This window comes from Massilia sp. 01N417 (assembly GCF_056399645.1).
This window is the reverse complement of the sequence record NZ_JBFTRS010000013.1, coordinates 161,404-173,106: the sequence shown is the minus strand read 5'-3', so window position 1 is coordinate 173,106 and position 11,703 is coordinate 161,404. Positions and strand designations below refer to the sequence as shown.

General features: G+C 65.4%; 13 protein-coding genes. 3 read left to right on the top strand and 10 right to left on the bottom strand.

The annotated features are described in order from the left end of the window. Positions 1 to 371, top strand: a 371-nt coding sequence (locus AC1DOQ_RS15595) for a transposase (RefSeq protein ID WP_477365820.1), incomplete at its 5' end; no start/stop codon positions are given. A gap of 53 nt (positions 372 to 424) precedes the next feature. After that, entirely contained in the window at positions 425 to 892 is a 468-nt protein-coding gene (locus tag AC1DOQ_RS15590; protein ID WP_477365854.1) for an HAD family hydrolase, read from the top strand. A gap of 587 nt (positions 893 to 1,479) precedes the next feature. On the opposite strand, the gene AC1DOQ_RS15585 is transcribed toward AC1DOQ_RS15590, so the two are convergent. The 4 genes from AC1DOQ_RS15585 to AC1DOQ_RS15570 all read right to left on the bottom strand — a co-directional run bounded on the left by AC1DOQ_RS15585 (position 1,480) and on the right by AC1DOQ_RS15570 (position 5,913). Continuing rightward, complete coding sequence (locus AC1DOQ_RS15585; RefSeq protein WP_477365817.1) at positions 1,480 to 1,920, bottom strand: DUF695 domain-containing protein; 441 nt, start codon at positions 1,918 to 1,920, stop codon at positions 1,480 to 1,482. Positions 1,921 to 1,985: 65 nt separating this feature from the next. Beyond that, complete coding sequence (locus tag AC1DOQ_RS15580; RefSeq protein ID WP_477365814.1) at positions 1,986 to 3,824, bottom strand: DUF885 domain-containing protein; 1,839 nt, start codon at positions 3,822 to 3,824, stop codon at positions 1,986 to 1,988. Positions 3,825 to 3,859: 35 nt separating this feature from the next. Further along, positions 3,860 to 5,248, bottom strand: a complete 1,389-nt coding sequence (locus AC1DOQ_RS15575) for a heavy metal sensor histidine kinase (protein ID WP_477365811.1) — start codon at positions 5,246 to 5,248, stop codon at positions 3,860 to 3,862. Next, positions 5,245 to 5,913, bottom strand: coding sequence for a heavy metal response regulator transcription factor (locus tag AC1DOQ_RS15570; protein ID WP_477365808.1), 669 nt, complete (start codon positions 5,911 to 5,913; stop codon positions 5,245 to 5,247). Before AC1DOQ_RS15570 ends, AC1DOQ_RS15575 begins: the two co-directional genes overlap by 4 nt. A 120-nt stretch (positions 5,914 to 6,033) precedes the next feature. Between AC1DOQ_RS15570 and uraH the strand changes: the two genes are divergently transcribed. After that, complete coding sequence (gene uraH / locus AC1DOQ_RS15565) at positions 6,034 to 6,438, top strand: hydroxyisourate hydrolase (RefSeq protein ID WP_477365805.1); 405 nt, start codon at positions 6,034 to 6,036, stop codon at positions 6,436 to 6,438. Between the two features lie 3 nt (positions 6,439 to 6,441). Here the strand turns inward: uraH and AC1DOQ_RS15560 are convergent, their stop codons facing one another. From AC1DOQ_RS15560 to ccoN, 6 genes are read right to left on the bottom strand one after another with little or no spacing between them, the layout of a single operon-like run. Further along, positions 6,442 to 6,954, bottom strand: coding sequence for a FixH family protein (locus AC1DOQ_RS15560; RefSeq protein WP_477365802.1), 513 nt, complete (start codon positions 6,952 to 6,954; stop codon positions 6,442 to 6,444). Positions 6,955 to 6,965: 11 nt separating this feature from the next. After that, entirely contained in the window at positions 6,966 to 8,354 is a 1,389-nt protein-coding gene (gene ccoG, locus AC1DOQ_RS15555; protein WP_477365799.1) for a cytochrome c oxidase accessory protein CcoG, read from the bottom strand. Then, positions 8,351 to 9,295: a cytochrome-c oxidase, cbb3-type subunit III gene (gene ccoP, locus AC1DOQ_RS15550; protein WP_477365795.1), complete on the bottom strand. Its 945-nt coding sequence runs from the start codon at positions 9,293 to 9,295 to the stop codon at positions 8,351 to 8,353. The genes ccoG and ccoP overlap by 4 nt, the downstream gene beginning before the upstream one ends. Further along, positions 9,288 to 9,473, bottom strand: a complete 186-nt coding sequence (locus tag AC1DOQ_RS15545) for a cbb3-type cytochrome oxidase subunit 3 (protein ID WP_477365792.1) — start codon at positions 9,471 to 9,473, stop codon at positions 9,288 to 9,290. Before AC1DOQ_RS15545 ends, ccoP begins: the two co-directional genes overlap by 8 nt. 13 nt (positions 9,474 to 9,486) lie before the next feature. Further along, positions 9,487 to 10,101: a cytochrome-c oxidase, cbb3-type subunit II gene (gene ccoO, locus AC1DOQ_RS15540; protein WP_477365789.1), complete on the bottom strand. Its 615-nt coding sequence runs from the start codon at positions 10,099 to 10,101 to the stop codon at positions 9,487 to 9,489. Between the two features lie 18 nt (positions 10,102 to 10,119). Next, positions 10,120 to 11,580, bottom strand: coding sequence for a cytochrome-c oxidase, cbb3-type subunit I (ccoN, locus tag AC1DOQ_RS15535; RefSeq protein ID WP_477365786.1), 1,461 nt, complete (start codon positions 11,578 to 11,580; stop codon positions 10,120 to 10,122). Positions 11,581 to 11,703 lie beyond the last annotated feature (123 nt).

Below are 11,703 nucleotides of genomic sequence, written 5' to 3'. Positions count from 1 at the left end.
AGCGCAGCCAGCAGAAAAATCCGTTTCGCTATCGCGCCAGCCTATACGACTGCAAGGTTTGCCCGCTAAAGCCGCAGTGCTGTCCCAACATGATCATTCGTAAAATCGACCGCAGTCCGCATGAGCCGGCGCGCGATGTGGCAAGAGCTATCGGTAAAACCCAAGCTTATCGCGAGTCGCGTCGGGAACGGAAGAAGGTAGAGATGCTGTTTGCACACCTCAAACGCATTCTCAAACTTAGGCAATTGCGTTTGCGTGGGCCCAGCGGTGCCCACGATGAGTTTCTGTTGGCAGCAACGGCGCAAAACCTTCGCCGAATGGCCAAAAAGCTGTTGCCGGTACGGCGAAACGATAATTTAGCGATGAGTTAACCAGAGCCGGATCGGCCAGTCCCCATCTTTCCTGTACAGTTACTTCATCAGGACTGCTTCTTGCCCAGGAGTTTTTCAACACAATAGACCGTGAGCGGCTCGACAGCGAGCTGCGCGCCGAAATCGCGTCGATTGCGACCTTCGAGGACACCCTGCCCGCACTGCAGGAATTGAAACGCCGCGGCTTCAAACTCGGGCTGTGTTCGAACCTTGCGCTGGACTATGCGGCGCCGATCGAATCGCTGCTCCCGTTTGCGCTCGACGCCCACGTCTGGAGTTTCGATGCCGCGGCCATCAAGCCGGATCCGGCCATCTATGCTTACGCGTGCCGGCAACTGGGCTGCCTGCCGGGCGAGGTGCTGATGGTCGGCGATACGCCGGAGGCGGATGTGGCGGGACCGCGGGCGTTTGGGATGCAGGCGGTTTTGCTGGATCGAAAGCGGCGATCCAGTGCCATTGATACGCTACAGTCATTGTCTTCACTGTGCGATACGTTCGAACGCCTGGCTTGGAGGATCTGACAAGGTCTCTCGACGTATCGCCGGCAGATGCGTGAGCCGGCAAGTAAAAGGATCAGGCTGGCCACCACGCTGGGTGAGCAGCCGCAGACGATGGTGGAAACTATGTTTGTGCAGATCGGCGCCAGGATATACCAGCGTTTTCGATGCAGTAGACGTAATCCCAGGCGGTGCTGAGCCAGGCTGCATAACCCGGATTCGCTTCACTGCCGAGCGCGCCACGTCAAGCGCGAATGGATATACTCAGCATATCCGCCCACTATGGGGAAGCGAGTAATGAACAGACGCCGTGACTATAAGACCGCCCTATTGATTGACGCTGCGATCTACTCGAGCTCCGCTGAAGTACGCGCACAAGCTGCCGGCGAACTTTCAGAGCGGCCCCTCCCGCCTGATTTCGCAATGCGCGTCGTTTTGGAGCCGACCAGGCGTCGCCACAACCCACCTTCGCAGCCGACGGAATTTCCGGAGTAATCGCGTCCTGGTGGACTGTCCGATGTGAATTGAAGATGCGCCACGCGGTCTGACGCTCTGCCGAACCTGGATCCGACACGATATTCCCGAAGCCTAAGCCGTTCTATTCGGCGCTCCTAGGCAAACTGAAACTCCCCGGCATACCCGTGAAAAAACTTCCACGTCGGGTCTGCATGTACCTTGCCGGCGAACCCTTCGTCGGGAAAACGTTCCTTGACTCCCTGAACGAAGGCGTCCGCATCGAATGAAGGCGCAAGATAGATATAGTAAGTCCGCTTGCCTGCAAAGGTTTCGATAACGGCAATCAGCCCGCGCGTTTCGTCGTCGAAAGGCGCCGTCACACAGCTGCTCAGCGTTATGAGCGAGTCGTTGTAATCCCCTTCCGGGAGCCCGTTTTCCCTCACATGCTTCAGCTTGTGCGTCAGCACCAGCAGTCGCGGATACGTCGGCCGAAGTCCCGCGAACTCCGCGACCTTCACGTCCGGCCGGCGCATATAGAGTGGAAAGCCCTCGTACATGGTATTGCCGTTGAGCCAGGTTCGCTTCGATGTCGTCATGGTTTGTTTCCCTTCATCTTTCCGATAACAGCGTCGAGTCGAACCACACGTTCTGCTATCCGTCTTCAAGCAAGCTTCTGCTGCGCCACCCAGCGCTGCACGATCTCCCCCAGCACATCCAGCGGCACCGAACCATTCTTCAGCACCACGTCATGGAAGGCCGGCAGCGAGAACCTGTCGCCCAGCTCGCGCCTGGCCTGGTCGCGCAGTTCGAGGATGCGCAGCATGCCGATCATGTAGGCGCAGGCCTGGCCCGGGCGGGCGATGTAGCGCTCTACTTCCTGGGCGCCGATGCCGTAGTCGATCGCCTGCTGGCGGGTCCAGCCCTTGGTATGCAGGCCGGTGTCGACCACCAGGCGGCGGGCGCGGAACAGTTCGGAGCCGAGGGCGCCGAGCAGGCCCGGGACGTCGCCCTCATACCAGCCCTGCTCCACCGCCAGGCGCTCGGCGTACAGGCCCCAGCCCTCGCTGTGGGCGCTGCCGCCGCCGAAGATGCGCTGGGCGCGGAATTTCGGCAGGCCGGTCTGTTCCTGCTGGATCGCCAGCTGGAAGTGGTGGCCCGGCACCGCCTCGTGGTAGGACAGGCTGCGCATGCGGATCATGTCGAAAGTGGGGCCGCGCATCGGCACCCAGAAGATGCCGGGACGGCTGCCGTCCGGCGCCGGCAGCGAGTAGTGGGCCGAGGCCGAAGGCTCGGTCAGCGGCGGCTCGCGGCGCACCTCGACCGGGGCACGCGGCTTCAGCTTGAACAGGGTGTTGCTGCGCTGTTCGGCGTCCGCCACCATCGCCGCGTACTTCTGCAGGATCTCGGGACGCGGATCCCCTTCTCCCTTCGGCTGGAAGCTGGCATCCAGCTGCTTCATGCGCTGCTCGATGGTGCCGTCGGTATAGCCGAGCGAACGCAGGTGGCGGTCCATCTCGGCTTCGATGCGGGCGACTTCGCGCAGGCCGATCTCGTGGATCTGTTCCGCCGTCAGGTTGGTGCTGGTGTAGGTTTTCAGGGCTTGCTGGTAGGCCGCGAGCCCGCCCGGCAGGCGCGAGATGCCGGCGCTGTCGTTGGTCCGTGGATGGATCTCGGCCAGGAAGGCCTGGATGCGCTGGTAGGCCGGGCGGATCTTCGCGTCGACGATGCGCGCGGCATCCGCCACCGCCTTGCTGCGCGCCGCTTCCGGCACGTCCGGCAGCTTCGCCAGTCGCTGGTCGAGGGTGGTCACCAGCACGTTCTGGCCGGCTTCCGGCTTGAGGAAGAGGTCGACCTGGTACTGGCCGCGTTCGAGGATGAAGCGCGGCGGCAGCATGCCTTTCGCGGCCGCCTCCTTCGCGCGCACCAGGGCTTCGTCGAGGCGCGGACCCACCTGCTCCAGGCGCGCCATATAGCTGGCCAGGTCGGATGCGCGGCGCAGCGGATGCGTGGTGGTCATGAAGTTGACCAGGCCGACCTGGGCGCCGAACTGGCTGAACACGAAGTTGTAGTCTTCGTAGGGTTCGCTGTCGACGGTGTTGGCCAGGCTCCAGCGCATCACCGAGGCCGAGGTGCGCTGTTCCTCGCTCAGCGGGCCGGCCAGGAACTTGTCGAGGCGCGCCACGCCGGTCTTGGCCAGCGCGATCCGCTTCTGGCGCTGGGCGCGCGTCAGCGGGGTCAGCTGGCGGTCGAGGGCGTCCTGTTCGGCGCCCGTGAAATACTGGGTCGAGGTCGCCTCTTGCGGATTGGCGCGCACCCAGTCTTCGGCAAAGCGGTCGGCCCAGGCGTCGAAGGCCTTGTTCGGCTTGACGGCGGGCGCCGCGGCGGCGGCCTTGGCCGGCTTGCCGGCGGCAATGGCTTGCGGCATGGCGGTGGCCAGGGCCAGCGGGAGGAACAGCGAAGCGATGGTGGTGCGCAGGATGCGCTGGCGGGTCTGGGTCATGTCTCTCTTCCGTGTTTTTATTGACTAACGGAAATTTAACATGAAGCCCCTACGCTTGGAAACGTCAATACGAAACGGGTTCCTTCGGGGCCGCTCTCCGCGCGCACGCTGCCGCCATGCAGCTGCATGATGGAGCGCACGATGGCGAGGCCGAGGCCGCCCGATTCGCCGGGTCCGTGCCGCGCCGGATCGCAGCGGTAGAAGCGCTCGAACAGATGCGGCAGGTGTTCGGCCGCGATCGGCGCGCCGAGGTTGTGGACCGACAGTTCGATGCCGCCTCCCGTGACGCCGGCGGCGAGCGTGATCGCGGTGCCGGCCTCGCCATAGCGAAGGGCATTGGCCAGCAGGTTGGCCAGGGCGCGGCGCAGCAGCTCGCGGTCGGCCGCGAGGCTGCCCTGCATGCGGTTCAGCAGCGCCATGCCGCGTTCCTCGGCCATGCCTTCGAAGTAGTCGCACAGCTGGGCGGCCAGTTCGTGCAGGTCGACGGCTTCGCGCGCGATCGCGGACGAGGCTTCGGTGCGGGCCAGGAACAGCATGCTGTCGATCATGCGCGCCAGGCGCTCGTACTCCTCCTGGTTCGACACCAGCACGTCCTGGTAATCCGCGGCGGAGCGGGCCCGGCTCAGGGCTTGCTGGGTCTGTCCCATCAGGTTGTTCAGGGGCGTGCGCATCTCGTGCGCCAGGTCTTCGGAAAAGCGCGCCAGCTGGGCGAAGCCGGCTTCCAGGCGCTCCAGCATCTGGTTCAGCGCCGCGCGCAAGGCCCGCAGCTCGCTCAATTCGCTGGCGTCGACCAGGCGCAGCGACAGGTGCTGGACATCGATCGCGGCGGCGCGTGCGGCCAGCTCGCGCACCGGCCGCAAGCCACGGGTGGCGACCGCCAGTCCGAGCAGGTAGGCGAGGCCGGAACCGGCGGCCAGCGCCAGCCACAGCTTGAGGCGGTAGGCGCCCAGCATCTGTTCGCGCTCGGCCAGCAGCTTGCCGGCGATGAGGGTCAGGCTGCCGTCCGGGCCCGGCACCCGCATCCAGGCCAGGCGCACCGGCTGCCTGCCCTCGATGGTGCGCAGTACGAGCTTGCCGTCGCCGGGCGCCAGGGTGGAGAGCGATGAGGGCAAGGCCACGCCGGCCGGGTCGACCGCGATGCGTACCTGGCCGGCGGCATCGACGATCCACAGCGCGCTGTCGCGGTTGCCGAGCATATTGTCGTACAGGCGCGGACGGCGCCGCAGGACCTCGAGGTCGGCGCTGTCTTCGATCAGGGAACGCGTCCGCTCGATGCGCCCGGCCAGGGCCTGGTCGTCGCGCCAGGCGATCTCGCGTTCCAGCGCGCCGTACAGGAAGATGCAGATGGCGCCGAGCAGCAGCGCGCTGCCGAGCGCGAACAGCAGGGCCAGGCGCTGGCTGAGCGCGCGCGGCCAGCCGCTCAAGCGCGCGCCTCCAGCACGTAGCCGACCCCGCGCACGGCGTGGATCAGTTTCAGGGCATGGCCGTCGTCGATCTTGGCGCGCAGGCGGCGGATGGCGACGTCGACGACGTTGGTGTCGCTGTCGAAGTTCATGCGCCAGACCTGGGACGCAATATAGGTGCGCGACAGCACCTCCCCTTCGCGGCTGAGCAGCAGGTGCAGCAGCGCGAATTCCTTGTTGGTGAGCTCGACGCGCTCGCCGGCGCGGATGGCCTGGCGGCGCAGCAGGTCGAGTTCGAGGTCGGCGGTCTGCAGGCGTTCGGCGTCGCGCGCGGTGCGCCGCAGCAGCGTGCGCACGCGCGCCAGGAACTCGGCATACGAAAAGGGTTTGACGAGGTAGTCGTCGGCGCCCAGCTCGAGTCCCTTGACCCGGTCTTCGACGGCATCGCGCGCGGTCAGGAACATCACCGGCACCTCGGATTCGCGGCGCAGCAGGCGCAGCAGCTCCCAGCCGTCGAGGCCGGGCAGCATCACGTCCAGCACCACCAGGTCATAGCGTTCGCTTTCGATCAGCCTGCGTCCTTCGAACCCGGTGGCCGCCACCTGCACCAGGTAGCCGGACTCCTGCAGGCCCTTGCGCAGGTAGTCCGCGGTCTTCGCTTCGTCTTCCACAATCAGGATCGTCATGCCGCATAGCTTACCGCGCGCGCGCCACCGCTGGCTTACAAATTTGTAATCGAAGCGTCATCCATGCCTGCGACGCGGCTGGCTACCATGGCGCCATCGATACGACTGAAGAGGATTGCGATGAAGAGAATGGCCTGTCTGCTGGCCGCCGGCGCCCTGGCGGGCGCCGCCCATGCGGCCGCACCGAACCCGCTGAGCGTGCACGTGCTGAACCTGCAGGATGGACGGCCGGCGCCCGGCGTGGAAGTGGTGCTGGAAAAGCAGGAGGATGGTCGCTGGACCACGCTGAATACCGCTGCTACCGACGAACAGGGCCGGATCGGCGCCCTCTTCCCGGACGGCCGCGCATGGAGCGCGGGCACCTACAAGGTCACCTTCAAGACCGGCAAGTGGTTCGCCGGGCACCAGGCCGAGACCTTCTTCCCGGAGGTGCCGGTGATCTTCAGGGCGGACGGCAAGCTGCCGCACTACCACATCCCGCTGCTGCTCAGCCCCTACGGCTTCTCGACCTACCGCGGCAACTAGGGATCACGAACGGTCGGCCTCGATCGCCAGTTCCTGCTGGCGCGGCCAGGACCAGCTCTTCGCCAGCCGCCAGTCGCGCCGATTCCCTTCGATGACCACCTGCCAGTGGGTCTGCTCCAGCACCGGCAGCGGCACCGAGAACACGCCGTCGGCATCCGGCTTCACCAGCAGGCTCAGGTCGCGCTCCGGAAGGGTCGGATGCGCAAGCCGGATCGTGAAGGGCGCCGCCAGCGGCCGGCCGAGGCTTTCGATCCGCCCCGTCAGGCGCCCGCCCGCGTAGCGCATGTCCAGGACGATGCGCATCGCGCTGGCCACGCGGTCGCGGCGCAGGTCCTGGTTGATGGCCTTGCCCTGCTTGTAGTAGTCGTCGACCACCATGGCGTCCGGGTGGCCGAGCGCCAGCCAGGTGGCGAAGGAGCCGGCCACCACCACCGTGGCGGGGCCCAGCATCAGGAACCAGGGCCAGCGGTGCGTGTACCAGGGCGCGGCCTGGGCGGTATCGGGCGTGACGTGCATGTCGCTTCCTCTCATTTCGGAATGATGAAAACCGCCTTCTCGCTCACCTGCAGCGAGGGGTCGTCGAGGGCGCTGACCGTGAAGCGGATCGGGTGCGAGCCGCCGGCCGCCTTGCCCGGCTGGACTCTTACCCGCACCGGCACCGCGCGCGTCGAGGCGCCGGCCAGTTCGACCAGGTCCTCGTCGGCGATGCCGGCGGTGGCGATGCCGTCCACGTGGATGCGGTACAGGTGCTCGCGCTCGGCCGTATTCATGATCTGCAGGCGGTAGACGTTCTCGATCATGCCGTCCTCGACTTCGCGCCCCATCGCGCCGCGGTCGCGGATCACGTCCAGCTTGAGCGGGGTGCGCAGGGCCAGCGCGCCGGAGAAGGCGGCGGCGATGGCAAAGAACACCAGGCCGTAGCCGATCACGCGCGGGCGCAGCAGGCGGCGCCTGACCTGGGCCGCGGACCAGCCGCCGGCCAGCGCATTCTCGGTCGCGTAGCGGATCAGGCCGTGCGGCTTGCCCACCTTGTCCATCACGCTGTCGCAGGCGTCGATGCAGGCCGCGCAGCCGATGCATTCGTACTGCAGGCCCTTGCGGATGTCGATGCCGGTCGGGCAAACCTGCACGCACATGCCGCAGTCGATGCAGTCGCCCTTCTGCTCCGTCCTGGAGAGGCCGCGCGGTTCGCCGCGTGCCGCGTCGTAGCTGACGATCAGGGTGTCGCGGTCGAACATCGCACTCTGGAAGCGCGCATAGGGGCACATGTACTTGCAGACCTGCTCGCGCATCCAGCCGGCGTTGCCGTAGGTGGCGAAGGCATAGAACAGCACCCAGAAGGCTTCCCAGGGGCCGAGCGAGAAGCCCAGCGCTTCGTGGCCGAGCTGGGCTACCTCCGTGAAGTAGCCGACGAAGCTGAAACCCGTCCACAGGGCGACGATGCCCCAGGCCAGGTGCTTGGCGCCGCGCTTGCCCAGCTTTTCCGCCGTCCACGGCTGGCGGTCGAGGCGGATGCGCGCGCTGCGGTTGCCCTCGATGCGGCGCTCGATCCACAGGAAGATCTCGGTGTACACCGTCTGCGGGCAGGCATAGCCGCACCACACGCGGCCGGCGACGGTCGTCACCAGGAACAGGCCATAGGCGCAGATGATCAGGAGGCCGGCCAGGTAGATGAAGTCCTGGGGCCACAGCACCAGGCCGAACAGGTGGAACTTGCGGGCGCCGAGGTCGAACAGCACGGCCTGGCGTCCGTTCCATTGCACCCAGGGCAGGCCGTAGAACAGGATCTGCGTGAGCCACACGCAGGCCCAGCGCAAGGTGGCATAGCGGCCCTTCACCTCGCGCGGATGGATCTCCTCGCGCGCGGCGTACATCTTGACGACCGCTTCCTTCACCACGGGCTCCCGCGCATTCATTTTGCCGCCTCCGGCGCGTTCGGATCGTTCGGATCGTTCGACAGGCTCCAGACATAGGCCGCCAGCACGTGCGCCTTGCCCTCGCCGAGGAATTCGCCCCAGGCCGGCATGGTGTTGTTGCGGCCCTTGCGGATGGTCTCCATGATGGTTTCCGCACTGCCGCCGTAGAGCCAGACCTTGTCCGTCAGGTTCGGGGCGCCCAGCGCCGGGTTGCCGTGGGCGTCGGCGCCATGGCAGGCGGCGCAGGCGCCGAACTTCGGCTTGCCGAAGGCGACCTTGACCGGGTCCGCGGTCAGGCCGGACAGGCTGCGCACGTAATGGGCCACGTTCTCGACGTCGCTGTCGGCGCCGAGGGCCGCGCCCATCGGCGGCATCTGGCCGTTACGGCCCTTCATGATGGTTTCCTTGATGACGGAGGGTTCGCCGCCGTACAGCCAGTCCTTGTCCGTCAGGTTCGGATAACCCTTGTTGCCGCGCGCGTCCGAGCCGTGGCATTGGGCGCAGTAGTTCAGGAACAGGCGCTCGCCGATCGCATGGGCCTGCGGGTCGCGCGCCACCATCCTGATGTCCTGCTTCAGGTATTTGTCGAACAGCGGACCGTAGTCGGCATTCGCCTGCTTCACTTCGAGCTGGTAGGCGCCGCTGGACTTCCAGCCCAGCTTGCCCGCGTAGCTGCCCAGGCCCGGATACAGCACCAGGTAGACGACCGCGAACACGATGGTCAGGTAGAACAGCCCCATCCACCAGCGCGGCATCGGGGTGTTCAGCTCCGTCAGGTCTTCATCCCAGACGTGGCCGGTCGTTTTTTCCGGCTGGCCGTCCTCGCCGATCCTGACCTTGTGCTTGGACTGGGACCACAACAGGATCGCGCAGCCGGCGATACCCAGGACCGTGATCAGCACGATGTACCAGTTCCAGAAGCCGCTGGTGAAGTCAGACATAGTCTTCTCCCGGCTCGTTGTCCGCGTCCTTGTCGTCGGCGAACGGCAGCGCGGCGGCCTGGGCGAAATCCTGCTCCTTGCGCAGCACATAGGTCCAGGCCAGGATGCCGGCGAAGGTGGCGAAGCTGATCACGGTCATGATGCGGCTCGCGTCGTCGAAAATGTGTTGGAGTGCCATCTCGGTTCCTTGCTCAATTCCTCGTTTTGATTTGCGTGCCCAGGCCCTGCAGGTAGGCGATCAGGGCGTCCTGCTCGCTCTTGCCTTCCAGTTCGGCGGGAGCATCCTTGACCTCCTGCTCCGAGTACGGCACGTTCAGGCGCTGCATCGCGCGCATCTTCGGCACGATGGATTGCGGATCGAGCTTGTTGTTGGCCAGCCAGGGATAGCCGGGCATATTCGATTCCGGGACCACGTCGCGCGGGTTGTCCAGGTGGGTGCGGTGCCACTCGTCCGAGTAGCGGCCGCCCACGCGCGCCAGGTCCGGGCCGGTGCGCTTGCTGCCCCACTGGAACGGGTGGTCATAGACGAATTCGCCGGCCACGGAATAGTGGCCATAGCGCTCGGTCTCGGCGCGGAAGGGACGGATCATCTGCGAGTGGCAGTTGTAGCAGCCTTCGCGGATGTAGATGTCGCGGCCGGCCAGGCGCAGTGCGGAATACGGTTTCAGGCCGGCGACCGGCTCGGTGGTCGACTTCTGGAAGAACAGCGGCACGATCTCGACCAGGCCGCCGAAGGAGATCACGACCAGCACCAGGCCGATCAGCAGCCAGGGGTTCTTCTCGATCCACTCGTGGGTGAATTTCATGATGGTTCCTTGCTTTGTTTATGCGTGTTCGGGGGCGTGGTTCGAGGCCGGTGCCGGCTGGTGCGGCCGCAGGTCCGGGATGCGCGCATCGACGGAACGGGTGCCGCGCATCGTCAGCCAGGTGTTGTAAGCCATCAGGCACATGCCGCTCAGGTACATCAGGCCGCCGCCGAAGCGGATCACGTAATAGGGATAGGTCGCCTTGACGCCTTCGACGAAGGTATAGGTCAGGGTGCCGTCCGGGTTCACCGCGCGCCACATCAGGCCCTGCATCACGCCGGCGATCCACATCGCGGCGATGTACAGCACGATGCCGATGGTGCCGAGCCAGAAGTGGGCCTCGATCAGGGCCACGCTTTCCATCTGCTTCTTGCCGGCCAGGCGCGGGATCAGGTAATACAGCGACCCCATGGTGATGAAGCCGACCCAGCCCAGCGCGCCGCCGTGGACGTGGGCGATGCCCCAGTCGGTGTAGTGGGACAGCGAGTTGATGGTCTTGATCGACATCATCGGGCCCTCGAAGGTGGCCATGCCGTAGAAGGACAGCGAGACGATCATGAACTTCAGGATCGGATCCGAGCGCAGCTTGTGCCAGGCGCCCGACAGGGTCATCATCCCGTTGATCATGCCGCCCCAGGACGGCGCCAGCAGGATCAGCGAGAACACCATGCCGAGCGACTGGGTCCAGTCGGGCAGCGCGGTGTAGTGCAGGTGGTGGGGGCCGGCCCACATATAGGTGAAGATCAGGGCCCAGAAGTGCACGATCGACAGGCGGTAGGAATACACCGGGCGCTCGGCCTGCTTGGGGATGAAGTAGTACACCATGCCGAGGTAGCCCGCGGTGAGGATGAAGCCGACCGCGTTATGGCCGTACCACCACTGGATCATCGCATCCTGCACCCCGGCGTACATCGAGTAGGACTTCCACAGCGAGGCCGGCATCGACATGCCGTTCACGATGTGCAGCACCGCCACGGCGATGATGTAGCCGCCGAAGAACCAGTTGGCGACGTAGATGTGCTGCACGCGGCGCTTGACGATGGTGCCGAAGAAGACCACCGCATAGGCCACCCAGACGATGGCGATCAGGATCGCGATCGGCCATTCCAGCTCGGCGTACTCCTTGCCGCGCGTAAAACCCATCGGCAGCGTGATCGCGGCCGAGACCAGCACCGCCTGCCAGCCCCAGAAGGTGAAGGCGGCCAGCTTGTCCGAGAACAACCGCACCTGGCAGGTTCGCTGCACCACGTAGTAGGAGGTGGCGAACAGGCCGCAGATGCCGAAGGCGAAGATGACGGCATTCGTGTGCAGCGGACGCAGGCGGCCGTAGGTCAGCCATGGGATGTCGAAGTTCAGCGCCGGCCAGGCCAGCTGGGCCGCGATCCAGACGCCGGCGAGCATGCCGATCACGCCCCAGGCCACGGTGGCGATGGCAAACTGGCGCACGATCTTATAGTTGTAGTTTAGACTGGTGCTCAAGATGCACTCCCTAGAATAAATAAAGGACGACATCAGAAGCGTAAGTTTCTGAACGTGGAAAATCCTTGATGTGAATCAAAATGTCCGGAACGGGCCGTGGTAGGAGACAAAAACCCACACTTG